This window comes from Stenotrophomonas sp. YJH_SMC_8 (assembly GCF_059371315.1).
Genome location: NZ_JCAFUL010000004.1, coordinates 349,164 through 370,982 on the forward strand (window position 1 = coordinate 349,164; position 21,819 = coordinate 370,982).

At 66.8% G+C, this 21,819-nt stretch carries 25 protein-coding genes and 2 tRNA genes; 8 read left to right on the forward strand and 19 right to left on the reverse strand.

The window, feature by feature from the left end:
• Positions 1 to 176: 176 nt before the first annotated feature.
• The 5 genes from ampE to AC5P88_RS07290 form a co-directional block, all read right to left on the reverse strand.
• Positions 177 to 1,064, reverse strand: a complete 888-nt coding sequence (gene ampE / locus AC5P88_RS07270) for a regulatory signaling modulator protein AmpE (RefSeq protein ID WP_099554100.1) — start codon at positions 1,062 to 1,064, stop codon at positions 177 to 179.
• Positions 1,065 to 1,198: 134 nt separating this feature from the next.
• The gene (gene nudC / locus AC5P88_RS07275) at positions 1,199 to 2,104 is read right to left on the reverse strand and encodes an NAD(+) diphosphatase (protein ID WP_111113247.1); all 906 of its coding nucleotides are present in this window, start codon (positions 2,102 to 2,104) and stop codon (positions 1,199 to 1,201) included.
• A 160-nt stretch (positions 2,105 to 2,264) separates the two neighbouring features.
• Positions 2,265 to 2,657 carry an iron-sulfur cluster insertion protein ErpA gene (gene erpA, locus AC5P88_RS07280; RefSeq protein WP_106550933.1) on the reverse strand — a complete coding sequence of 131 codons (393 nt, stop codon included), beginning with the start codon at positions 2,655 to 2,657 and terminating at the stop codon, positions 2,265 to 2,267.
• A gap of 31 nt (positions 2,658 to 2,688) precedes the next feature.
• Entirely contained in the window at positions 2,689 to 3,153 is a 465-nt protein-coding gene (locus AC5P88_RS07285; protein WP_099554096.1) for a bactofilin family protein, read from the reverse strand.
• 4 nt (positions 3,154 to 3,157) lie between these two features.
• Positions 3,158 to 3,901 (reverse strand): DUF6776 family protein, encoded by a 744-nt coding sequence (locus AC5P88_RS07290; protein ID WP_100442148.1) that lies wholly within the window; start codon positions 3,899 to 3,901, stop codon positions 3,158 to 3,160.
• Positions 3,902 to 4,080: 179 nt separating this feature from the next.
• On the opposite strand from AC5P88_RS07290, the gene AC5P88_RS07295 reads away from it, so the two are divergent.
• Genes AC5P88_RS07295 through AC5P88_RS07305 form a run of 3 tightly spaced genes read left to right on the forward strand, consistent with a single transcriptional unit; the run spans position 4,081 to position 8,877 of the window.
• Positions 4,081 to 4,698 carry a DUF4126 domain-containing protein gene (locus AC5P88_RS07295; protein ID WP_106550932.1) on the forward strand — a complete coding sequence of 206 codons (618 nt, stop codon included), beginning with the start codon at positions 4,081 to 4,083 and terminating at the stop codon, positions 4,696 to 4,698.
• A gap of 44 nt (positions 4,699 to 4,742) precedes the next feature.
• Positions 4,743 to 6,629 (forward strand): EAL domain-containing protein, encoded by a 1,887-nt coding sequence (locus AC5P88_RS07300; protein ID WP_495224695.1) that lies wholly within the window; start codon positions 4,743 to 4,745, stop codon positions 6,627 to 6,629.
• A gap of 1 nt (position 6,630) precedes the next feature.
• On the forward strand, positions 6,631 to 8,877 hold the full coding sequence (locus tag AC5P88_RS07305; RefSeq protein WP_495224696.1) for a hybrid sensor histidine kinase/response regulator: 2,247 nt from the start codon (positions 6,631 to 6,633) through the stop codon (positions 8,875 to 8,877).
• Position 8,878: 1 nt separating this feature from the next.
• Here the strand turns inward: AC5P88_RS07305 and bfr are convergent, their stop codons facing one another.
• From bfr to AC5P88_RS07320, 3 genes are all read right to left on the reverse strand, one after another.
• Positions 8,879 to 9,349: a bacterioferritin gene (gene bfr / locus AC5P88_RS07310; RefSeq protein ID WP_005419804.1), complete on the reverse strand. Its 471-nt coding sequence runs from the start codon at positions 9,347 to 9,349 to the stop codon at positions 8,879 to 8,881.
• Positions 9,350 to 9,491: 142 nt separating this feature from the next.
• The gene (locus AC5P88_RS07315) at positions 9,492 to 9,701 is read right to left on the reverse strand and encodes a (2Fe-2S)-binding protein (protein WP_049426881.1); all 210 of its coding nucleotides are present in this window, start codon (positions 9,699 to 9,701) and stop codon (positions 9,492 to 9,494) included.
• 108 nt (positions 9,702 to 9,809) lie between these two features.
• A complete protein-coding gene (locus tag AC5P88_RS07320) occupies positions 9,810 to 10,430 on the reverse strand; it encodes an RNA pyrophosphohydrolase (protein WP_495224697.1) in 621 nt (206 codons plus the stop codon).
• Between the two features lie 121 nt (positions 10,431 to 10,551).
• Between AC5P88_RS07320 and AC5P88_RS07325 the strand changes: the two genes are divergently transcribed.
• Positions 10,552 to 10,628 (forward strand) — tRNA-Met (locus AC5P88_RS07325).
• Between the two features lie 55 nt (positions 10,629 to 10,683).
• Positions 10,684 to 10,758 (forward strand) — tRNA-Gln (locus tag AC5P88_RS07330).
• Positions 10,759 to 11,011: 253 nt separating this feature from the next.
• On the opposite strand, the gene rpsI is transcribed toward AC5P88_RS07330, so the two are convergent.
• Positions 11,012 to 11,404 carry a 30S ribosomal protein S9 gene (gene rpsI / locus AC5P88_RS07335; RefSeq protein ID WP_005411311.1) on the reverse strand — a complete coding sequence of 131 codons (393 nt, stop codon included), beginning with the start codon at positions 11,402 to 11,404 and terminating at the stop codon, positions 11,012 to 11,014.
• 2 nt (positions 11,405 to 11,406) lie between these two features.
• Positions 11,407 to 11,835 carry a 50S ribosomal protein L13 gene (rplM, locus tag AC5P88_RS07340; protein WP_005414692.1) on the reverse strand — a complete coding sequence of 143 codons (429 nt, stop codon included), beginning with the start codon at positions 11,833 to 11,835 and terminating at the stop codon, positions 11,407 to 11,409.
• 198 nt (positions 11,836 to 12,033) lie between these two features.
• Here rplM and coq7 point away from each other — a divergent pair, with 198 nt between their 5' ends.
• Positions 12,034 to 12,678, forward strand: a complete 645-nt coding sequence (gene coq7, locus AC5P88_RS07345) for a 2-polyprenyl-3-methyl-6-methoxy-1,4-benzoquinone monooxygenase (RefSeq protein WP_495224698.1) — start codon at positions 12,034 to 12,036, stop codon at positions 12,676 to 12,678.
• Positions 12,679 to 12,733: 55 nt separating this feature from the next.
• Here coq7 and AC5P88_RS07350 read toward each other — a convergent pair whose 3' ends face one another.
• Together AC5P88_RS07350 and speD are read right to left on the reverse strand one after the other, a co-directional pair.
• Positions 12,734 to 13,054 carry a DMT family transporter gene (locus tag AC5P88_RS07350; RefSeq protein WP_049435688.1) on the reverse strand — a complete coding sequence of 107 codons (321 nt, stop codon included), beginning with the start codon at positions 13,052 to 13,054 and terminating at the stop codon, positions 12,734 to 12,736.
• Positions 13,055 to 13,222: 168 nt separating this feature from the next.
• The gene (gene speD, locus AC5P88_RS07355; protein ID WP_005411315.1) at positions 13,223 to 14,017 is read right to left on the reverse strand and encodes an adenosylmethionine decarboxylase; all 795 of its coding nucleotides are present in this window, start codon (positions 14,015 to 14,017) and stop codon (positions 13,223 to 13,225) included.
• A 149-nt stretch (positions 14,018 to 14,166) separates the two neighbouring features.
• On the opposite strand from speD, the gene crp reads away from it, so the two are divergent.
• Both crp and AC5P88_RS07365 read left to right on the forward strand, forming a co-directional pair.
• Positions 14,167 to 14,856: a cAMP-activated global transcriptional regulator CRP gene (gene crp / locus AC5P88_RS07360; RefSeq protein ID WP_012481435.1), complete on the forward strand. Its 690-nt coding sequence runs from the start codon at positions 14,167 to 14,169 to the stop codon at positions 14,854 to 14,856.
• A 54-nt stretch (positions 14,857 to 14,910) separates the two neighbouring features.
• Positions 14,911 to 15,672 (forward strand): sulfite exporter TauE/SafE family protein, encoded by a 762-nt coding sequence (locus AC5P88_RS07365; RefSeq protein WP_054172646.1) that lies wholly within the window; start codon positions 14,911 to 14,913, stop codon positions 15,670 to 15,672.
• 118 nt (positions 15,673 to 15,790) lie between these two features.
• Here the strand turns inward: AC5P88_RS07365 and AC5P88_RS07370 are convergent, their stop codons facing one another.
• The 7 genes from AC5P88_RS07370 to AC5P88_RS07400 form a co-directional block, all read right to left on the reverse strand.
• Entirely contained in the window at positions 15,791 to 16,507 is a 717-nt protein-coding gene (locus AC5P88_RS07370; RefSeq protein ID WP_111113251.1) for a haloacid dehalogenase-like hydrolase, read from the reverse strand.
• A complete protein-coding gene (trpC, locus tag AC5P88_RS07375) occupies positions 16,504 to 17,298 on the reverse strand; it encodes an indole-3-glycerol phosphate synthase TrpC (protein ID WP_106550927.1) in 795 nt (264 codons plus the stop codon). The genes AC5P88_RS07370 and trpC overlap by 4 nt, the downstream gene beginning before the upstream one ends.
• Before the next feature lie 74 nt (positions 17,299 to 17,372).
• A complete protein-coding gene (trpD, locus tag AC5P88_RS07380) occupies positions 17,373 to 18,404 on the reverse strand; it encodes an anthranilate phosphoribosyltransferase (RefSeq protein ID WP_106550926.1) in 1,032 nt (343 codons plus the stop codon).
• A gap of 16 nt (positions 18,405 to 18,420) precedes the next feature.
• A complete protein-coding gene (locus tag AC5P88_RS07385; RefSeq protein ID WP_012481439.1) occupies positions 18,421 to 19,008 on the reverse strand; it encodes an anthranilate synthase component II in 588 nt (195 codons plus the stop codon).
• Between the two features lie 2 nt (positions 19,009 to 19,010).
• Positions 19,011 to 19,790 carry an SIMPL domain-containing protein gene (locus tag AC5P88_RS07390; RefSeq protein ID WP_106550925.1) on the reverse strand — a complete coding sequence of 260 codons (780 nt, stop codon included), beginning with the start codon at positions 19,788 to 19,790 and terminating at the stop codon, positions 19,011 to 19,013.
• A 67-nt stretch (positions 19,791 to 19,857) separates the two neighbouring features.
• Positions 19,858 to 21,333, reverse strand: a complete 1,476-nt coding sequence (trpE, locus tag AC5P88_RS07395; protein ID WP_106550924.1) for an anthranilate synthase component I — start codon at positions 21,331 to 21,333, stop codon at positions 19,858 to 19,860.
• 340 nt (positions 21,334 to 21,673) lie between these two features.
• Positions 21,674 to 21,819 (reverse strand): integrase core domain-containing protein (locus AC5P88_RS07400; RefSeq protein WP_495224703.1); only part of this gene is annotated, 146 nt, incomplete at its 5' end.

Consider the following 21,819-nt stretch of genomic DNA (forward strand, 5'->3'; position numbering starts at 1 on the left):
GCACACGAGCAAGGCGCCATCGAGCCCCCACGGACGGGTTTACGGCGTGTCCTGCAGCCCCACACCGCCCCGCCCAACCCTCAGCAACCCAGAGCCGCTTTGGCTTTGGCTTTGGCTTTGGCTTTGGCTTTGGCTTTGGCCTCTGCAGGTGCAGGGCTGCAAGCCCTGCAAAGCACCTACGTCACCCAGCCTGCAATCACCAGCAGGGCAAGGATCGCCAGCCACAGCAGCAGCATCCGCCACACCAGGCTCATCGCATCCCTCAGGTCCGGCAACCGCTGCCACACCGGCAACAGCCCTGCCTCGGTGTAGTCGTGCGCGTCTTCGCGCAGTTCGGCATTGACGCTGGCCCGCGCCACCGCGCCGAGGAAGCCGATGTTGCCTGCCAGGCGCTCACCGTGCGCCTGGCGCCAGGCCTTCCACGCCGTATCGAAATTGCCGACCAGCGCCATCGAGAACGCCATCAGCTGCGCCACCGGCCACTCGATCCAGCCCAGCAGGCGCTGCGCCAGCGCCAGCGGCTCCACCGGCACGCGTGCGCGCATCGGGCTCTCCGCCATCAGCGCCAGCAGCCGGTAACCCAACGCGCCGGCCGGGCCCAGCAGCAGGAACCAGAACAACACCGCGAACCAGCGCCGCAGTGCGTTGAGCACCGTCGCCTCGACCAGCGACGGAATGTCTTCGCGCAGGCTGCCGCCGGCCGACTGCAGGTTGCGCACTGCGGCCTGCCGCGTCGCTGCATCGTCGGCATCGATGATGGCCTCGATATCGCGGTCCAGGTCACGCGGGCCCCAGCACCAGGCCAGCACCGCCACGCCCAGCAACAGCGACGGCAGGCCGAACAGTACCCCGCGCAGCAGCCAGGCCAGCAGGCCCATCAGCAGCAGCGGCGGCAGCAGTGCCAGGGCAACGCCCGCCGGCCCCTGCCAGGCCTTTCCACCACGCGCATCCAGCCAGCCCAACCAGCGCCGGAAGCCGTCGAAACGGCGCAGCGAGGCAGCAGCAGCCGGAGCGACATGGCCCAGGGCCAGTGCGACCAGCACGGCGGCCAGAGTGGTGAACATGGCGGGTCTCCCTACGAAACAGATCGCTCGGCGTCGCTACCTTACCTGTCGCAGCGGCGCCCTCAGCGGTGAACCGGACTGTAACCCGTGCCGTGTTCAGGTGGCGGCAATACAGGCGCCCCCACCGGCCTGGCTCAGCCCTTCTGCTGCCGGTACCAGTGCTCGATCAGCCCTCGCGAAATCGAGATCGGCGGTGACAGGCGGATACCCTCGCCATCGTCCAGGTCATCACGTGCCAGCGCGGCACCGACCTCCTCGGCACTGAACCAGCGCGCGTCCTCCAGTTCACCATCCACGGTCGGCAGATCGGCGTGCGCCTGAGCGCGGAAGCCAACCATCAGCGCACCCGGGAATGGCCAGGGCTGCGAACCGAGGTACTGGCAGGCGGTCACCCGCACCTTGCTCTCCTCGTGGACTTCGCGCACCACGGTCTGCTCGAAGGTCTCGCCCGGTTCGACAAAGCCGGCCAGCACCGAGTAGCGACGTGGCGCCCAGTTCGACTGGCGGCCGAGCAGCAGGCGGCCCTGGTTTTCAACCGCCACGATCACAGCGGGGTCGACACGCGGGTAGTGCTCGGTGGAACACTGCGCGCAACGCCCCACGAAGCCGCCGCGGGCGAACGCCACGGCACCACCACATACGCCGCAGAAACGGGTGCGCGAGTGCCAGTAGGACATGCCACGGGCGTAGCTGAAAGCGGTCGCATCAGCCACCGGCCACAGCAGGGCGGCCTGGCGCAGGTCGAGGCGACGTGGTGCGGTGACGGTGACGCTGGCGGCTTCAACCGAGAACCACGCTTGTTCCCCGCGCAGGCCGAGGAAGATCGCGGAGCCGGGACCGCCGCCGATGTCGGCGCCGGTCAGCGCCAGCGGCTGGTCGTCATCGCCGGTGAAGGCGCTGCCGTCCTGATCGAGCACCAGAATGCGCGCGCCCGGCCACAGGCGCGCCAGTGCATCGGCATCTTCGCGCAGGGCATCGGCGCGCTCCAGCGGTTCGCCCACGAAGGCGAAACCGGAAAGCGGCGAAGGAGTATTGGGCATCCGGCAAGCGTGCCGCCAATCGATGCAGGTGGCAAGATCGGCACTGTGCGCAATCGGCTGTTGTGGGCGCGGAGGCACAGAGCATCCACGCATGGCGTGGATCTACTGATCCGCTCTGGTGGGTGCCAACCTTGGTTGGCACATCCCGGCCACAAGGCTCTTACATGCTGAAGCTGCTGCCGCAGCCGCAGGTGGTCTTCGCGTTCGGGTTGCGGATCACGAACTGCGCACCGGTCAGGCTCTCGGTGTAGTCCACTTCGGCGCCCATCAGGTACTGCAGGCTCAGCGGGTCGACCAGCAGGGTCACCCCGCTGGTCTGCACCGCCAGGTCATCGTCGGCACGGTTCTCGTCGAACTCGAACCCGTACTGGAAACCGGAACAGCCGCCGCCTTCGATATACACGCGCAATGCCAGGTCGGGGTTGCCCTCTTCCTGGATCAGGGATTTGACCTTGGCGGCCGCCGACTCGGTGAAGTTCAGCGGGCGCTCCAGCGACTGGTAATCGGGCGCGGCGGCCGGGGTGGCGCCGGGCAGGGAGACTAGCGTGCTCATGCCGTCAGCATGGGGGCGCCGACGATGGCTTTCAAGCCATCGCTTCTGCCAGCTTGCGGCGTGCGGCAGTGTCACCCTTGCCACCATTGGCGTCGTCGCCTTCCGGGGCCGGCAGGGCCGCCATCGGCGCGCTGGCATGGATCAGGCGGCCGTTCAGCTGGGCGCCCGCATTCATCTCCACCACCTGGTAATGGACGTTGCCGTTGACCCGCGCGCTCGGAGTCAGCTCGACCTTCTCGGTGGCATGCACGTCGCCATCGAGGCGACCGCTGATGACCACCACCTGGGCGCGGATCTCGCCCTCGATCACGCCATGCTCGGCGACCGTCAGGGTCGCGCCGCTGGCGCCTTCGGCGGCGATCACCTTGCCGTGGATGCGGCCTTCCACGTACAGGCCACCACTGAATTCCACATCGCCGCGGATCACCACCTGGTTGCCGATCAGGGCATCCACCACCAGCTGGCCTTCACGGTTGGATTTGCTGCTTCCGAACATCTGCCTACTCCCCTTTGCTGGCCGGCGCACCGGCCTGTTTCCAGTCGAATACCTGGGTGGTACCCCCCGTACCACTCCCCAATGTCACCCGCACGCGTTGCGGGGTGAAGTCAGCCGGCAGCATCACGCTGCCGGTGATCTGCTGGAAGTACCGGAACGAGTAATCCTGTCCCGGCACCTTGCTGCGCTGGTGCAGATCATCCCAGCTGATCGTGGCCAGCTTGCCGTTCTTCACGCCTTCCACGGTGAAACGCATCTGCCCCTGGCTGATGGCACCGCGGTTGAGGTTCTGGGTCAGCACGGCGGTGTACTGCCAGGTGCCGGCCGCTTCCGGGCTGAACTCGATCGAATGGGTGTTCAGGCCCTTGCGCTGGCTGGTCGAGCCCACCAGGCGCTCATAGAAGGCGACGTCGGCACGCAGGCCGGCGATTTCCTCATCGCGCTCGGCCAGGGAGGACTGCACCTCGGTATTGGCGGCGCGGCTGATGCGATCGGAAGCTTCCAGCGTGGCCTGCTTCTGGCGCAGTTCGGTCAGCTGTGCCTGCAGCGTCTCGGCGCGCTTCTCGGCGGCCTGCAGGCGCTGGCCCTGCGCATCACGCGGCGTGGCCATCCAGCAGCCGCCCAGTACCGCCAGCACCAGGCTGAGCAGCCAGATGCCGCCGATCACCAGCAGGCGGCGACGGTCGGCCGGCGGTTGTGGCGCGCCGGGCAGGCGGACCTGCACGCGCATGGGAGGACGGTTGGTCATGGGTGGATTCCGGGGCATCGCGAGGGCGACACCGGTACGGCCCCTGTGGCAAACGACGGGCTAGTGTATGACAGGACGGGTGGGTTTCCTGCGCACTGGCCGGCCACGGTCTGTGGCGTTCAGGCACGCCATCGCCGATAGTGTGGCCCCCTGCACAGTTCCGTCGCCGGAGCACCGCCATGACCGAAGCCCACCTGTTCGTGATCGGCATCCTGCTGGCCTGGCTGGCCGGCATCCGCGTCTACCTCACCGTGTTCGGCGTCGGCCTGGCCGGCCTGCTCGGCTGGGTCGACCTGCCCCCCGCCCTGCAGGCCACCGAATCGTGGTGGGTGCTGGGCACCTCGGCGGCACTGGCGGTGACCGAATTCTTCGCCGACAAGATCCCCGGCGTGGACTCGGCCTGGGACCTGGTGCAGACCCTGGCACGCGTGCCTGCAGGTGCTTTCCTCGCCGCGGCCACACTGTCGCCGGACGGCCAGCTCGGCACCGGTGCACTCGCCGCCGGTGCCGGTGTTGCGCTGGCCAGCCATGGCTTGAAAGCCGGCACCCGTGCCCTGCTCAACACCTCGCCGGAGCCGGCCAGCAACTGGGTCGCCTCCGCCGCCGAGGATACCGTGGTGATCGGTGGCCTGGCCCTGGCCCTGGCACACCCGTGGATCGCGCTGATCGTGGTGCTGGCCTGCAGCCTGGCCGGCGCACTGCTGGTGTGGCTGGTCTGGCGCGCCCTGTGGAAGGGCGTGCGCTGGCTGGCACGCACTGCGTCGCCCGACAGTCCACGCCAGCCCGGCACCGGTTGATCGCCGGGCTTGTCGCATAATGGACGCGAACACCAGGAGCACCGATGGCCGCAAACGAATCCCCCGCGGGCGCCCGCCCGGGACGCGCTGAAACCCCTCCGGCCGATCATTGGCAACGCTGGGCGCCAGGCCCGGCGGCCGCGGTCACGTCAGCACCGGCGTCAGCCGCACCGCTGGCGGCCGTCGATACCCCCCCTGGGATTGGCAGCGCACCGCCACCGCTGCCCGGCCCATCCCTGCTGGCAGAGGCCGGCAGCAATGACCCGGCACCGCTGCATTCCGATTCGCCCTACCGCGTGCTGATCGTCGAGGATGATCGTGCCCAGGCGCTGTTCGCACAGAGCGTGCTGCACGGCGCCGGCATGCAGGCCATCGTGCACAGCGATGCCGATGACGCGCTGCAGGCGATCAAGGAACATCGCCCCGACCTGATCCTGATGGACCTGCACCTGCCCGGCCTGGACGGCATGCGCCTGACCGCGCTGATCCGCCAGCAGCCCGGCCTGCAGCTGCTGCCCATCGTGTTCCTCAGTGGCGACCCGGACCCGGAACGCCAGTTCGAGGTGCTCGACAGTGGCGCCGACGACTACCTGAGCAAGCCAATCCGCCCGCGCCACCTGATCGCCGCCGTGGCCAACCGCATCCGCCGCGCGCGGGCGCAGGCCGCAACCCTGCCCGGCGTATCCGGCACCCCGGCTACCAGCAATCCGGAAACCGGGCTGCCGACGCGGCATCACGTGCTGCAGCAGCTCAACGCCGCGCTTGCCCACCGCGACCAGGGCGGCGTGCTGTTCGTCGAGATATCCAGTGCGCTGGGCCTGCGCGAGCGCTATGGCTATGCCGCCTTCGAGCGCCTGATGGTGCAGGCCGGGCAACGCCTGGCAGAAGCCGGCAACCCGCACCTGCTGGCGCGCCTGAACGACAACAGCTTCCTGCTGCTTGCGCGCAATGTCAGCGAGGACAGCCTGGAAGGCATTGCCGCTGCGCTGCGCGAGCAGTTGTCGGCGCGGGCCTTCGTGATCCGCGATGACGAATCCGTGCACCTGCGCGGCGTGGTCGGCTATGCACCGCTGTCGCCGGGCTTCGACGATGCCAACAGCGCGCTGGAAGCGGTCGAGCGCACCACCCTGCAGGCACGCCTGCTCAGCGCCGGCGTGGCCGGCCACGTGCACCGCGACGTGATCAGCGAGCAGGAACACCTGGCGCTGCTGGAAGGCCAGCTTGAACTGGCCTACCAGCCGATCGTCGCCGTCGCCGGCGGCAATACCGCGCAGTACCAGCTGCTGCTGCGCCTTCGCCAGGCCGACGGTACGCTGCTGGCGGCAGGCCAGGTGATTCCGGCCGCGGAAGCCGCCGGGCGCATCGCCGATCTCGACCAGCAGGTGATGGACCATGCACTGGGGCTGCTCGACCTGTACCGGCACGCGACGCAACCGCTGAACCTGTTCGTCTCGCAGTCATTGCGCACGCTGCAGCGCGATGCCTTCGCCGACTGGCTGCTGGAATCACTGCAGCAGCGCGGCCTGCCCGGCAGTGCGCTGGTGATTGACGTGCGCCTGCCGGATGCGCTGATCCACACCGTGCCGCTGCAGCAGTTCTGCGAACGCATGGCAGGGGCCGGCGTACGTTTCTGCCTGAGCCAGTTCGAACCCGGGGGCGAAGCCGATGCGCTGCTGACCCAGCTGCCGCTGTCGTTCGTGCGCATGGCCGCGCGCTTCTCCAGCAGCCATTCCAATCCGGCCACCCGCGAAGAGCTGCGCCGGGCAATCGAGCGGGCGCACGCCGCCGGGCAGCAAATCATCGGCCAGCAGATCGAAGACCCGCAGGCCGCCGCCGCGATGTGGGTGGGCGGTGTCGACTACATCCAGGGCAACATGGTGCAGTCTGCCGGCAGCGATCTGAACTTCGACTTCCACAACGCGGTGCTCTGACGTGCCGATGTGGGTCGCGCTGCTGGTTGCCCTTGCCGCGGCCTCCATCACGGCGCTGCTGTTGGGCCTGCGGCTGCGCGCGCGCAACCATGCACTGGCCCTCCTGCAGCGTGAGCGCAGCGCGTTGGCCAGCGAACGTGACCAGCTGCGCCGCACCACCGAACGCCAGGGGCAGCTGGAACAGCAGCTGCTGCAGGCCAAGCAGGCCGCCGAGGCAGCGGTGCTGGCCAAGGGTGAGTTCCTGGCCACGATGAGCCATGAGATCCGCACGCCGCTCAACGGCATCCTGCCGATGCTGGAGCTGATCGCGCGCGGCCCGCTGGGCGAGGACCAGCGGCAGATGCTGGCCACCGCATCTGCCAGCTCGCAGCAGCTGCTGCGCATCGTCGACGACATCCTCGACTACTCGCGGCTGGAAGCGCAGGCACTGGAACTGGAGATCACCAGTTTCAACCTGCGCGACCTGCTTGATGGCGTGGTGCAGCTGATGCAGCGCGCCGCCGACGCCAAGGGCCTGTCGCTGGGGCTGCAGCTGGACCCGTCGGTGCGCCTGCCGGTGCGTGGCGACCCGGTACGACTGCGCCAGGTGCTGAGCAACCTGCTGGCCAACGCGATCAAGTTCACCGCACGCGGCCAGGTGCAGCTGCGCGTGCAGCGCCTGGGCGAAGGTGCGGCACAGCACCAGCTGCGCTTTGAGGTCATCGACACCGGCATCGGCATCGACGAGGCACTGCAGGCGCGCCTGTTCCAGTCCTTCAGCCAGGCCGATGCCTCGACGACCCGCATCTACGGTGGCACCGGCCTGGGCCTGGCGATCTGCAAGCGCATCATCGACCTGATGCACGGTCGCATCGGCGTGCAGTCCACGCCCGGCCAGGGCGCCACGTTCTGGTTCGAGATCCCGTTGTTGAAGGTGCCCGGCGACCTGCCGGCCATGGCGCGCACGCCAGACTCGCTGCTGCTGTTCAGCAGCGATGCGATCCTGCAGGCACGCATCGAGCGCATCGCGGCCCATCATGGACTCTTGGTGCACGCCATGGCGCAGCTCGATGCCGTGGTCGAGCGCCTGCGCGCGATGCCGAGGCCGGGGCAACCGGCACCGGCGTGGCTGCTGGTCGATGCACGTGCCCGCCGCATCGGTGAAGCGACGCTGCAACAGGCGTTGGCCGAACGTGGCGAGGACGACGCCCTGCAGGTGCTGTGGCTGCAGGACGATGCCCTTCCGGCGCACCCGCGTCAGCGGCAGCTGCCCTCGCATTTCGACGACGCTGCGCTGCATGCACTGCTGGCTGCACCGGCCGCGCATGCGCGCCCTGCCGCGCTGCTGGCCAATGCCGAACAGGGGCAGCCCACGCCCACGCTGCCGCCGCTGCACCTGCGCGTGCTGCTGGTGGAGGACAACACGGTCAACCGCATGGTGGCCGAGCAGCTGCTGCGCGTGTTCCAGTGCGAGGTGCGCAACGCCACCGATGGCGAGCAGGCATTGCTTGCCCTGCGCGAAGGCGATGTGGATGTGGTGCTGATGGATTGCCAGATGCCGGTGCTGGACGGTTATGCCGCCACCCGCCGCTGGCGCGCCGAGGAAGTGGAGAACGGGCGTCCGCGCCTGCCGATCATCGCGATGACCGCAAATGCCATGGCCGGTGACCGTGAGCGCTGCCTGCAGGCTGGCATGGACGACTATCTGTCCAAGCCGATTGCACGTGCCACCCTGCATGCGCTGCTGCAGCGCTGGGGGGGCGGGAAAGCTGCATCACCTGGGCGGCCTTCTGTAGAGCCGACTGTAGAGCCGGGCCATGCTCGGCTGACGGCCAACGACAGTCGTACTCCATCCGCCGAGCATGGCTCGGCGCTACAGACCCCGGAAAAACAGGTGGCGCTGCCACCGCAACCGGTACTGGACCGCGACGTGCTGGACGAGCTGCACGCGGTGATCGGCGATACCGCCATCCAGATCATCTCGGTATTCCTGGAGGACGCGCCGGCGATGGTGCAGCAACTGCAGCAGGCCGCGCAGGCCGGCGACGAGCCCCGCCTGCAGGCCGTCGCGCACAGCCTCAAGTCGTCCAGCGCGAACGTGGGCGCACTGTCGCTGTCGGCAGTCGCGCAGCGCATCGAGCACGAAGCCCGCAGCGGCAGCCTGCAGCGCCCCGCAGTCGCGGTGGCGCTGCTGGTTGCGGAATTCGCCCGTGCGCGCGTGGCACTGACGGGCTACCTGGCACAGCATTGCGCCGGCCAGGCCGGCTGACTCACTCTTCCAGCTTGCTCAGCAGGTACTTCGGTTCGCCGATACGCTCGATCAGGTCCAGCTGGGTTTCCAGCCAGTCGATGTGCTCTTCTTCCGAATCGAGGATCTTCACGAACAGCTGGCGGCTGACGTAGTCGCCGACCGAATCGGAATAGGCCACGGCCTCGCGCAGAGTGACCACGCCATCGCGTTCCAGCGACAGGTCGCACTGCAGGATCTCGGTCGGGTTCTCGCCGATGCGCAGCTTGCCCAGCGCCTGGAAGTTCGGCAGGCCTTCGAGGAACAGGATGCGGTCGGCGAGCATGTCGGCATGCTTCATCTCGTCGATCGATTCCTTGTACTCGTGTTCGGCCAGTTCCTTGATGCCCCAGTTCTTCAGCATCTTGGCGTGCAGGAAGTACTGGTTGATCGCGGTCAGCTCGTTGTAGAGGACCTTGTTGAGGAATTCGATGACCTTGGTGTCGCCCTTCATGGGGATGCTCCTGCACGCTGAAAACGCAGGCACTTTAACGCCTTGCGTGCGGTCGTGAAGGAACGCGAATCGTGCGCATTGGCCCGTGCGGCCGCACGTGAAGGATGCGGAAGCGCGGCGTCAATGCGCCGCGAAGAAGCGATCAGGCGACCTGGGCCAGGCCCAATACCGGCAGCGGCAGATCGTGGGTGGCACGCGCCTTGGCCAACAGGTCGCCGGCCATGTCCAGGCAGGAACCGCAGGTAGCGCCGCAACCGGTACGCATGGTCAGTTCGGCCACCGAGGTGACGCCATTGCTGGCGGCTTCGCGGATCTGGTGGTCGGTGACTCCGTTGCAGATGCAGACGTACACAGGCGTGGACCGGGCTGACAGGCCAGAAGCGGCCTGTTGGCTATTCCAATGGAAACGAGAATGGTTGTCAATCATAGACCTGAACCATTCTCGATACCGTTCAGCCCGTCAGCTGGCCGGGCCATCGCCCGTGACTTTCTTCGGCCAGTAGCCGCGGGTCCGCGGGCGCTTGCGTGGGCGGTCATGCCCGGCGGTATGGCCCGGCATCCAGGCCTCGGCGGCGCTCTTGGGCATGGCGGTAACCCCCTGCCCGGCCACCCCGCGCGCCAGCGGCGCCAGATGTCGCAACGCACGCGCATAGACGCCGCGCTTGAACATCACCACATGCTCCACCGGGTACCAGAAGTCCACCCAGCGCCAGTGGTCGAACTCGGGCGAGTCGGTGTGATCCAGCTTCACGTGGGATTCGTCGCCGGTCAGGCGCAGCAGGAACCAGACCTGCTTCTGGCCGATGCAGACCTGCCGCTCGTTGCGGCGGATGGCCCGCGCCGGCAGCTTGTAGCGCAGCCAGCCGGGTGTCGCCCCGAGCACTTCCACATGCTCAGGCAGCAGGCCGGTCTCTTCCTGCAGTTCACGATACATGGCCTCGACAGGCGTCTCGTCGGTGTTCATGCCACCCTGCGGGAACTGCCAGCCATCCCGGCGCACGCGTCGTGCCCAGAACACCTGGCCGTCCTGCCGCATCAGCACGATGCCGACGTTCGGTCGATAGCCGTCCGGATCGATCACGATGCGGACTCCTAAGAAAATCTACTGGCCGGGACTATCCCATGCCCTCTGTCGGCCCACAAGCACGACACAAAAGTGTTGACAGGGTCGATACACATCCGCAAAATAGCGGGCTCACCAAGGCTATGTAGCTCAGCCGGTTAGAGCACAGCACTCATAATGCTGGGGTCGGTGGTTCGAGTCCACCCATAGCCACCACACTGAAATTCAAGTTGTTTTTCAGCGTGAAAAGTGAGAAAATAGTTGCACGTTTTGCCCCGTCGCCAAGCGGTAAGGCACCTGACTCTGACTCAGGCATTCGGTGGTTCGAATCCATCCGGGGCAGCCAAATCAAAAGCAAAAGGCCAGATCGAAAGATCTGGCCTTTTGCTTTTGATTTGGTCACGCATCCCACCGACCAGGAGCAGCCGAGCATCGGCTCGGCTCTACAGAGACACAGGGTCGGATCCTTTTCCGCAGGAAAAGGCCCTGACCCCACCCTCTCCAATGCACACCCCCGAAACGACAAAAGCCCGGCCGAAGCCGGGCTTTTGCTTTTCCATCCAGCGGGCTCCCGAAGGAGCCCAACCAGGCGCGGTAAATCAGCGCTTGGAGAACTGGGTGGCGCGGCGGGCCTTGTGCAGACCGACCTTCTTACGCTCGACTTCACGGGCGTCACGGGTCATGAAGCCGGCCTTGCGCAGCTCGGACTTCAGGGTTTCGTCGTACTCGACCAGAGCACGGGCGATGCCCAGACGGATCGCACCGGCCTGGCCGGTGGTGCCGCCGCCAGCGGCGGTGACCAGGATGTCGAAGCTTTCGGTGTTCTTGGTCAGCTCGAGCGGCTGGCGCACGATCATGCGCGCGGTCTCACGACCGAAGAACTCGTCCAGCGGACGGCCATTGACGGTGATGTTGCCCGAACCCTTGCGCAGGAACACGCGAGCGGTGGAGGACTTGCGGCGGCCAGTGCCGTAGTTTTGAGTGATAGCCATGATTAGATATCCAGAACCTGCGGCTGCTGTGCGGCGTGCGGATGCTCAGTGCCGGCGTAGACCTTGAGCTTGCGGTACATCTGGCGACCCAGCGGGCCCTTCGGCAGCATGCCCTTCACGGCGATCTCGATCACGCGCTCCGGGTGGCGCTCCAGCGCCTGGGCCAGGGACTCGGTCTTCAGGTTGCCGATGTAGCCGGTGAAACGGTGATACATCTTGTCCTGCAGCTTCTTGCCGGTGACGGCAATCTTTTCTGCATTGATGACGACCAGGTAGTCGCCGGTATCAACGTGGGGGGTGTAGACCGGCTTGTGCTTGCCGCGCAGACGGCGGGCCAGCTCGGTGGCGAGACGGCCCAGGGTCTTGCCCTCGGCGTCGACGAGGTACCAGTCGCGCTGGACGGTCTCGTTCTTGGCAGTGAAAGTGCTCATGAAGAACTCTAGGTTAGGTCGGGCTCATTGCGGCGAAAGGCTCGCCGGAACTCTGCCACGCGTTGTGAAAAGGTGAAGCGTAAGAGGCGGGATTGTACTCACCTTGCCGGGAGCGCGCAACCCGCCCCCTGGGCCGGGTTGGCAGGGGCGCGGGGCCGGGCGAGAATCCAGGGGTCTTCCGCCCCACCGCGTACTGCCATGACCGTGCTCCGCCAGACCACTCCGCTGGACCACCTGCTGACCGAGGCGCAGCGCGCCCTGGACACGGTGTTCGGCAATCCGCCGGCGGCCCGCCCCTACCCCGCCTCGGACACCGACGAGCCGGGCATGGACAGCGCCGAGCGGCGCCATGCCGCAGGCCTGATGCGGATCAACCACGTCGGCGAGGTCTGCGCGCAGGGCCTGTATTTCGGCCAGGCCGCCGTGGCCCGCGACCCGGCCACGCGCGAACACCTGCTGGAAGCGGCGCAGGAAGAGACCGACCACCTGGCCTGGTGCGCCACCCGCCTGGGCGAGCTGGACAGCCGTCCGAGCCTGTTCAACCCGCTGTGGTACGCCGGCAGCTACACCATCGGCACCCTGGCCGGGCTGCGCGGCGACGGCTGGAACCTGGGCTTCGTGGTCGAGACCGAGCGCCAGGTGGAGGCCCACCTGGACGAGCACCTGGTCGACCTGCCGCCCGGCGACCTGCGCAGCCGCGCGGTCATCGCGGTGATGAAGGAAGACGAGGCCCGCCATGCGGACCACGCCGAGCAGGCCGGCGCACGCCGCCTGCCGTTCCCGATTCCGGGCGCGATGGCGCTGGCCTCCAAGGTCATGAAGACCATCGCCTACCGACTGTAACCACGGCGTGGGGTCAGAGCCTTTTCCCGTCGGGAAAAGGATCCGACCCCGTCAATCAATTGGGCGAGACCAGCTTCAGGCCGATCACGCCGGCCACGATCAGGCCCACGCAGGCCAGGCGGGCCGGCGATGCGCTGTCGTTGAACAGGTAGATGCCCAGCACCGCCACGCCCAGGGCGCCGATGCCGGTCCAGATCGCATAGGCCGTGCCGACCGGGATGCTCTTCATCGCCTGGCTCATCAGGTACAGGCTGATCAGCGCGGATACCACCGTGGCAGCGGTGGGCAGGGGTTTGCTGAAGCCTTCGGAGTACTTCATTCCGAGGGCGAAACCGATCTCGAACAGGCCGGCCAGCAGCAGGTAGATCCAGGGCATGGGTGGGGGCTCCTTACCTTTTTTGAGAAAAACGAAACGGCCCGGTGTTTTCACACCGGGCCGTGGGTCGGTACATCACCGTGGAACTGTAACGCGTGCGGGGCACTGGTTCCACGGGGCGGGTCGTCCCGCCTGGGTGGCGATGCCTGCGGGCATCGCACATGGGGCTTACTCGGACAGGTTCCGGCCGTGGAACAGCTCTTCGATCTCGCGCTTGAGCAGCGCTTCGATCTTCATGCGTTCCTTGAACGACAGGTTCTTGGCCTTTTCCTCGAACAGGTACTGGTCCAGGTCGAAGTCCTTCAGGTGCATCTTCGTGTGGAAGATGTTTTCCTGGTAGACGTTGACGTCGAACATCTCGTAACGCGACTTGATGTTCTTGGCCAGGAAGTTCTGGATCGAGTTGATCTTGTGGTCGATGAAGTGCTTCTTGCCCTTCACGTCACGGGTGAAGCCACGGACGCGGTAGTCCATGATCACGATGTCCGACTCAAGGCTCTCGATCAGGTAGTTCAGGGCCTTCAGCGGGGAAATGACGCCACAGGTGGCGACGTCGATATCCGCGCGGAACGTCGCGATACCTTCCTGCGGATGGGTTTCCGGGTAGGTGTGGACAGTGATGTGGCTCTTGTCCATGTGCGCGACCACGGCGTCGGAGATCAGCTCCTTGCCGGCCAGCTTCTTGTCGATCACCGGCTCTTCGGAGATCAGGATGGTCACCGAGGCACCCTGCGGGTCGTAGTCCTGGCGGGCCACGTTCAGGATGTTGGCGCCGATGATCTCGGCGACATCGGTCAAGATTTGAGTCAGCCTGTCGGCGTTGTACTCTTCATCGATGTATTCAATGTAACGCTGACGCTCCTCTTCGGTGCGCGCGTAACACACGTCATAGATGTTGAAGCTCAGCGCCTTGGTGAGGTTGTTGAAACCCTGCAGCCTCAGGCGAGGCAACGGCTTGACCACGGCGGTCGATTCCTGTGTAAGAAGGGAAAGGGGGAATTATGGGGCAAACTGTCCCCGGGGGGAACGTGAAGACGCAAGAGTTCTGGCACACTGTTTGCCCTTAACAATTGCGCTGGTTAAGCTCCGCTATCGACCCCGTGAATCCGTTCATGCGCAGAGGGAGCGCCCCTATCGTGTCAACCGTGCGCCTAGCTAGCAGTCCACTGGCCTTGGATATCGCCACCATCGATCGTTTCCTGGCGCACAGCCACCGGCGGCGATATCCCACCCGTACCGACGTCTTCCGACCCGGTGACCCGGCGGGAACCCTGTATTACGTTGTCAGCGGCTCGGTTTCGATCATGGCCGAGGAAGATGACGATCGCGAGCTTGTGCTGGGCTACTTCGGTGCCGGCGAGTTCGTTGGCGAAATGGGCCTGTTCGTCGAATCGGACCGCCGCGAGGTGATCCTGCGGACTCGTACCGCCTGCGAACTGGCCGAAATCAGCTACGAACGCCTGCACCAGCTGTTCCTCGGCCCGCTGTCGGCCGACGCCCCGCGCCTGCTGTATGCGCTGGGCCAGCAGATCTCCAAGCGCCTGCTCGATACCAGCCGCAAGGCCAGTCGCCTGGCATTCCTGGACGTTACCGATCGAATCGTGCGCACATTGCACGATCTGGCGCAGGAACCTGAAGCGATGAGCCATCCGCAGGGCAGCCAGCTGCGCGTGTCGCGCCAGGAACTGGCCCGCCTGGTCGGCTGCTCGCGCGAAATGGCTGGCCGCGTGCTGAAGAAGCTGCAGACCGACGGCCTGCTGCATGCACGCGGCAAGACCGTGGTGCTGTACGGCACCCGTTGAGCCCCCGTGGGTGCGGACCTTGGTCCGCACTCCTTCGCGCGCTAGGCTCGGTGCATGGAACTGAGCAGCGAATTCTGGTGGTTCATCCTCATCGGCCTCGGCGCACAGCTGGTCGACGGCGCCCTGGGCATGGCCTTCGGCCTGGTGTCCTCGTCGGTGATGCTGAGCATGGGCCTGCCACCGGCGCAGGTCAGCGCCAGCATCCACACCGCCGAAGTGTTCACCACCGGTGCCTCGGGCGTGTCGCACCTTGCCGCCGGAAATGTCGATAAACGCCTGTTCCTGCGCCTGGCCCTGCCCGGCGCCGTGGGCGGCGCGGTGGGCGCCTACGTGCTCACCCAGATCCCCGGCGACATCATCCGGCCACTGATCTACCTGTACCTGCTGGTGCTGGCGATCATCATCCTGGCCCGCGCCGCCGGACGCTGGATGCCCAAGGGCGAGATCCGCCGGGTACCGGTGCTGGGCTTCTTCGCCGGCCTGCTGGATGCCAGCGGCGGCGGTGGCTGGGGGCCGGTGGCCACGTCCACCCTGCTCGCCCGCGGCGGCCAGGCACGCACCACCATCGGCACGGTCAACGCGGCCGAGTTCATCGTCACCCTGACCATCTCGGCCACCTTCCTGCTGTCGATGGGCGTGCAGCACCTGCAGATCGTTGCCGGCCTGCTGATCGGCGGCATGATGGCTGCGCCAGTGGCGGCCATCCTGGTCAAGCGGGTGAAGGAGCGCTGGGTGCTGGTGGCCGTTGGCGTGCTGGTGCTGGGCATCAGCCTGTTCCAGATCGGCCATGCGGTGTACGGGCACCTGTATCGCTGATCGCTCGCCGGGCATGGCCCGGCGCTACCCGCGCCTGTTCCGGTAGCGCCGGGCCGTGCCCGGCGGATCATTCACCGTGCGATGGGGTCAGAGCCCCTTCGGGGATCTGACCCCTGGCTCAGGCCTTGTCGCCACCACGGTCCACGCAGCCCCAGTTGAGGATGCGGGTGCCGGCCGGCAGCACGCTGCGGAAGAAATCCACCTTGGAGCGCTTCGGGTTCACCACCACCGGCGCTTTCGCGGCCAGCAGCAGCGGCAGGTCGGCTGTGCTGTCGGAGTAGGCGATGTCGATGTCGCCGTAGCCGCGCTCACGCAGCATGCGCATCTTCTCTTCGTTGTGGCAGTGGCGGGTCGGGCCGACGCCACCCAGCCGCGGGCCGACCTCGGTGCCGATCACCGGCACGTCCTGGTGGGCCACGAAGGCCAGGATCGCGCGCGCCAGTTCCGGCGGCGCACCGGTGGCGACCACTACACGGTCGCCCTTGGCGCGATGCGCCGCAAAGACGTCCAGCGCCTGCGGCAGCAGCTTGGCGCGCATCTGCGCCTCGTTGCGCAGCACGTAGGCATCGATCACCTTGTTGAAATCACGCGCCCGGTGCAGGCCGAAACTGCCGATCCACACGTAAACCGAAATACCCGTTCGGCGGGTCGGCAGCATCGCCACCAGCGGCCCGGCGATCGGCGTGACCAGCAGTGCGGCCAGCATGCGCAGCGGGTTGCGCTTGATCAGCGAGGCGAACAGGTGGGTGCCCGAATCCCCGTCGTAGAGGGTGTGGTCGAAGTCGAAGACCACCAGCGGCGCATCCTCGCGTGGCGTTGGATAGTGCGTTGTCATGCCGCGAAGAATAGCTGACGCAGACCTTCGCCCGGCTCTTCGACGCGCATGAAGGCCTCGCCGACCAGGAATGCATGGATGCCGGCATCGCGCATCAGCGCCACGTCCTGCGGGCCCAGGATGCCACTCTCGGTGACCAGCAGGCGGTCACGCGGCACCGCCTTCTGCATGTCCAGCGTGGTCTGCAGCGATACCTCGAAGGTGCGCAGGTTGCGGTTGTTGATGCCGATCATCGGCGCGGGCACCTGCAGCGCACGCTCCAGTTCGTCGATGTCATGCACTTCCACCAGCACGTCCATGCCCAGCGACAGGGCCAGTTCGGACAAGGTGGCCAGCTGGGTGTCATCCAGCGCGGCGACGATCAGCAGGATGCAGTCGGCGCCCAGCACGCGCGCCTCATACACCTGGTAGGCGTCGATGACGAAGTCCTTGCGCAGCACCGGCAGCGTGCAGGCTTCGCGGGCCTGCTGCAGATAAGCGTCGGCGCCCTGGAAGAAGTCCACATCGGTCAGCACCGACAGGCAGCTGGCGCCACCGAACTCGTAGCTGACGGCGATGTCGGCCGGGCGGAAATCCGGGCGGATCACGCCCTTGGAGGGGCTGGCCTTCTTCACCTCGGCAATCACCGCCGGGTCGCCATTGGCCACCGCCGCCTGCAGCGCGCGCACGAAGCCACGTACCGGCGGGGCGCTGGCCACGGCGGCCTGCAGCTCCTCGAGCGGGCGCTGGGCGCGGCGCTGGGCCACTTCTTCGGCCTTGCGGGCCAGGATCGTCTGCAGGATGTCGCTCATCGTCTTCGGGTCGGTGCGGGGGCGGTGAGGACGGCCATTATCGGCCATCGAGAGGGTCAGGCTGAACCGCGCGCTCAGGCAACCAGCGCGCGGGTGGTCTCCACATACTGCTGCAGGCGCTGGCGGGCGCTGCCATTGGCGATGGCGGCACGGGCGCGGGCCAGGCCATCACCGATGTCGCTGGCCACACCGGCAACGTACAGGGCGGCACCGGCATTCAGCGCGACGATGTCCAGCGCCGGGCCGGGCTCGTTGTCCAGCACGGCGCGCAGCATCTGGATGGACTGCTCCGGGCCGTCCACGCGCAGGTTGCGGCTGGCCGACATGGCGATGCCGAAGTCTTCCGGGTGGATCTCGTACTCGCGCACCTTGCCGTCGCGCAGTTCGCCGACCAGGGTGCCGGCGCCCAGCGAGATCTCGTCCATGTTGTCGCGGCCCCAGACCACCATCGCACGCTCGGTGCCCAGCTCGCGCAGCACGCGTGCCTGGATACCCACCAGATCGGGATGGAACACGCCCATCAGCACCGAAGGCGCGCTGGCCGGGTTGGTCAGCGGACCGAGGATGTTGAAGATGGTGCGCACGCCCATCTCGCGGCGCACCGGCGCGACGACCTTCATCGACGGATGGTGGATCGGCGCGAACATGAAGCCGATGCCGGTCCGCTCGATGGCCACGGCCACCTGGTCAGGCTGCAGTTCGATCACCGCGCCCAGCGCTTCCAGCGCATCGGCACTGCCGGACTTGGACGACACGCTGCGGTTGCCGTGCTTGGCCACGCGTGCGCCGGCGGCGGCGGCGACGAACATCGAACAGGTGGAGATGTTGAAGGTGTGCGAGCCATCGCCACCGGTGCCGACGATATCAACCAGGTTGGAGGTATCGGCCACCGGCACTGGCCGGGCGAATTCACGCATCACGGTGGCCGCCGCGGCGATTTCGTCCACGGTCTCCTTCTTCACGCGCAGCCCGGTGAGGATCGCGGCGGTCATCATCGGCGAGACATCGCCGCGCATGATCTGCCGCATCAGGTCGACCATTTCGTCGAAGAAGATTTCGCGGTGCTCGATGGTGCGATGCAGGGCTTCCTGGGGGGAGAAGCTCATGGGAATGCTCCTTGGATCAGGCCGCCGGGCGCTGCAGGAAATTGCGCAGCAGGGCGTGGCCGTGTTCGGTGAGGATGGATTCGGGGTGGAACTGCACGCCTTCCACCGGGAACTGGCGGTGGCGCAGGCCCATGATCTCTTCGATCGAGCCGTCGTCGTTCTCGGTCCAGGCGGTCACTTCCAGGCAGTCGGGCAGGCTGTTCTTGTCCACCACCAGCGAGTGGTAGCGGGTGGCCTGGTAACGGTCCGGCAGGCCGGCGAACACGCCCTTGCCTTCATGGCGGATCGGCGAGGTCTTGCCGTGCATGATGTTGCCGGCACGGATCACCGTGCCGCCGTAGACCTGGCCGATGCCCTGGTGGCCCAGGCACACGCCGAGGATCGGCGTGGTCGGGCCCAGGCGCTCGATCAGTTCCAGCGATACGCCCGCTTCGTTGGGCGTGCACGGGCCGGGCGAGATGACGATGCGCTCGGGTTTCTGCGCGGCGATCTCGTCCACGCTCATCGCATCGTTGCGCACCACCTTCACCTCGGCGCCCAGCGTCTGCAGGTACTGCACGAGGTTGTAGGTGAAGCTGTCGTAGTTGTCGATCATCCACAACATGGTCAGGTTCCGTCGCTTATCAGGAAAATGGCGTATACGTTTTCGGTGTAGGTGATGGGGCCGGCTTCCACCGACTCGCGCAGGCGGGAGCCCGTGCTCTCGATGCTGTTCATCGGTGCCTCGGGCGCGGGCGGCGAAGGCGGCGTCACCAGGTCCCCGCTGCTGGGCCAACTGCCCGCCTGGATGCCATAGGCGAAGTTCGGCGCCACGTCGGAAATGCTGTACAGACCGCGCAGCTGGGTGCCGTAGGCCTTGGCCAGGCCCTGCGCGGACTGGCGGGTCTGGGCCGCCGCCTCGCCCTTGAGTTCGCGACGCAGCGCCACTTCACCCGAATACGTCGGAGCCACGCTGCTGACCTGCACGTTCTCATTGGCCTTCAGCGCCCCCAGCACGTCCTGCATCTGCTGGACGCTGGTGAAGCTGGCGCGCAGTTGGCGTGACACGCGGGTGCCGATGAAGACCTGCCGGTTCTGCTCATAGCGCGTTGCAGGACCAATCCGCAGGTTGTCCGCGCGCACGCTGCCGTCCACCGCCTTGTGCTGCTTGAACAGTGCCAGCACGCGGGCAACGTTGTCCTGCACGCGGCGGCGCGCGGCGTCGGCGTCCATGTCGGTCTCTTCGATGTTCAACTGCAGGCCGAACCGGTCCGGCATCACCACGCGGCGCGCCTCGCCCTTCACCAGCAGGTGCGGCTGCGAGGGAATGGTATTGGCCTGCGCCCATGCAGACGGGGCCATCGTGGCCAGCAGTGACGACCACAGCAATGCGCTCAGCAGCTTCATGCGGTACTCCTTGTCTTGAACGGGAACAGTGCAACGACCACGGCGCAGCCGCCGTGGCGAGGCAGGCTTACAGGCCCTTGGCGGCCTGGGCGACGGCGCGGAACAGCGCGCGGCCCTTGTTCATCGTCTCGTCCCATTCCTTGTCCGGGTCCGAGTCGTAGACGATGCCGGCGCCGGCCTGCACGTACAGGCGGCCATCCTTGATGACCGCGGTGCGGATCGCGATCGCGGTATCGGCGTCGCCGTGCCAACCGATGTAGCCGATGCTGCCGGCGTAGACATTGCGCTTGATCGGCTCCAGCTCGCGGATCACTTCCAGCGCGCGGATCTTCGGCGCGCCGCTTACCGTGCCGGCCGGGAACGTGGCGCGCAGCACGTCGGCATAGCTCAGGCCCGGCTGCAGCTGCCCGGTCACTTCGCTGACGATGTGCATGACGTGGCTGTAGCGTTCGATCACGAACTGCTCGCCCACTTCCACGGTGCCGGCCTTCGAGACGCGGCCGGCATCGTTGCGGCCGAGGTCGATCAGCATCAGGTGCTCGGCGCGCTCCTTCGGATCGGCCAGCAGCTCGGCTTCCAGCGCCAGATCCTGCTCGACGGTGGCGCCGCGCGGACGGGTGCCGGCAATCGGGCGCACGGTGACTTCCCCATCCTGCAGGCGCACCAGGATTTCCGGCGAAGAGCCGACCACCTGCAGGTCGCCGACATCGAGGAAATACATGTACGGCGACGGATTCAATGCGCGCAGCGCACGGTACACATCCACCGGGCGCGCCTTGAACGGCACGCTCAGGCGCTGGCTCAGCACCACCTGGAAGATGTCACCGGCGCGGATGTATTCCTTGCTGCGCTGGACCGCATCGACGAAGCCTTCGCGGGTGAAACCGGAGACGAAATCGGATTCGTCCAGCACGTCGCTGTTGAGCGGCGCCGGATAGCCCGCGCCCGGTGCGCGCAGCTTGGCGGTCAGCGCATCCAGGCGCGCCTGCGCCTGCTCGAACGCGCCTTCGATACGCGGGTCGGCGTGCACGATCAGGTACAACCGGCCCTTGAGATTGTCGAACACCGCCAGCTCGTTGGAATCCAGCAGCAGGATGTCCGGCGTGCCCAGCTCATCGCGACCGGCCGGCGGCGCCAGGCGCGGCTCGATGTAGCCGATGCACTCGAAACCGAACCAGCCGACCAGGCCACCGGTGAAGCCCGGCAGGCCGTCCAGCTTGGGCACCGAGTGGGCGCTGCGCAGCGCCTCGACCTCGGCGAACGGGTCGGCCACCTCGCGCGTTTCCACCACCTGGCCGTCCTCGCGCACGGTCAGCGTGTGGCCGTGGAAGGCGTACACGCGGCGCGCCGGCAGGCCGATGATCGAGTAGCGACCAAAGCGCTCGCCGCCTTCGACGGATTCAAACAGGTAGGTATTGGGGCCGTCGGCGAGCTTCAGGTAGACCGAAAGCGGCGTGTCCAGGTCGGACAGCACTTCGCGGACAACGGGAATATGGGTGTGGCCTTCAGCGGCCTGCAGCTGAAACTGAGCGTGCGAGTTCAAGACGACTTTCCTTCCGGGACACAGCGTTATGGGGGCGGACGACGGCAACGGGCCACCATCGCCACCAACGGCGTGCGGAAGAAAGGGTATGCGGGGTCGTCAGGCTGGACACCCCCTGACTGTATCGCAGGATCGGCGGGAGGGGAACCCTGGGAAACTGAACCACGGCAAGCACGGGGCCGGTGATGGGGGCCTGTGGCGCGGACCGCGGCGGTGATCGGCACGGGAGCCGGTGGCGGCGACCGGGACGGCGACCGGGATGCCGACCGGTAGAGTCGACTGTTAGTCGACTGCTCTTCGTCCCGACGGCGTAAAACCCCGCGCTGCGCGCGTCAGTCGACTAACTGTGTAAACCCACCACGTTGTTCAGCGGGATTCTGGAAATAGGCGGTTGGCTGCCGATCCCCATGTGGGGTCGGTGCCAGTTGTAGTGATGCAGCCATTCAGGCAGCACGGCGTCGCGCTGCTCTGACGAAGCGTACTCGC

Coding starts and splice junctions, on each gene's coding strand:
- ampE (WP_099554100.1), bottom strand. CDS start 1,064: ATGTTCACCACTCTGGCCGCCGTGCTGGTCGCACTGGCCCTGGGCCAT.
- nudC (WP_111113247.1), bottom strand. CDS start 2,104: ATGCCCAATACTCCTTCGCCGCTTTCCGGTTTCGCCTTCGTGGGCGAA.
- erpA (WP_106550933.1), bottom strand. CDS start 2,657: ATGAGCACGCTAGTCTCCCTGCCCGGCGCCACCCCGGCCGCCGCGCCC.
- AC5P88_RS07285 (WP_099554096.1), bottom strand. CDS start 3,153: ATGTTCGGAAGCAGCAAATCCAACCGTGAAGGCCAGCTGGTGGTGGAT.
- AC5P88_RS07290 (WP_100442148.1), bottom strand. CDS start 3,901: ATGACCAACCGTCCTCCCATGCGCGTGCAGGTCCGCCTGCCCGGCGCG.
- AC5P88_RS07295 (WP_106550932.1), top strand. CDS start 4,081: ATGACCGAAGCCCACCTGTTCGTGATCGGCATCCTGCTGGCCTGGCTG.
- AC5P88_RS07300 (WP_495224695.1), top strand. CDS start 4,743: ATGGCCGCAAACGAATCCCCCGCGGGCGCCCGCCCGGGACGCGCTGAA.
- bfr (WP_005419804.1), bottom strand. CDS start 9,349: ATGAAGGGCGACACCAAGGTCATCGAATTCCTCAACAAGGTCCTCTAC.
- rpsI (WP_005411311.1), bottom strand. CDS start 11,404: ATGGCTATCACTCAAAACTACGGCACTGGCCGCCGCAAGTCCTCCACC.
- rplM (WP_005414692.1), bottom strand. CDS start 11,835: ATGAGCACTTTCACTGCCAAGAACGAGACCGTCCAGCGCGACTGGTAC.
- coq7 (WP_495224698.1), top strand. CDS start 12,034: ATGACCGTGCTCCGCCAGACCACTCCGCTGGACCACCTGCTGACCGAG.
- AC5P88_RS07350 (WP_049435688.1), bottom strand. CDS start 13,054: ATGCCCTGGATCTACCTGCTGCTGGCCGGCCTGTTCGAGATCGGTTTC.
- crp (WP_012481435.1), top strand. CDS start 14,167: ATGCGCAGAGGGAGCGCCCCTATCGTGTCAACCGTGCGCCTAGCTAGC.
- AC5P88_RS07365 (WP_054172646.1), top strand. CDS start 14,911: ATGGAACTGAGCAGCGAATTCTGGTGGTTCATCCTCATCGGCCTCGGC.
- AC5P88_RS07370 (WP_111113251.1), bottom strand. CDS start 16,507: ATGACAACGCACTATCCAACGCCACGCGAGGATGCGCCGCTGGTGGTC.
- trpC (WP_106550927.1), bottom strand. CDS start 17,298: ATGAGCGACATCCTGCAGACGATCCTGGCCCGCAAGGCCGAAGAAGTG.
- trpD (WP_106550926.1), bottom strand. CDS start 18,404: ATGAGCTTCTCCCCCCAGGAAGCCCTGCATCGCACCATCGAGCACCGC.
- AC5P88_RS07385 (WP_012481439.1), bottom strand. CDS start 19,008: ATGTTGTGGATGATCGACAACTACGACAGCTTCACCTACAACCTCGTG.
- AC5P88_RS07390 (WP_106550925.1), bottom strand. CDS start 19,790: ATGAAGCTGCTGAGCGCATTGCTGTGGTCGTCACTGCTGGCCACGATG.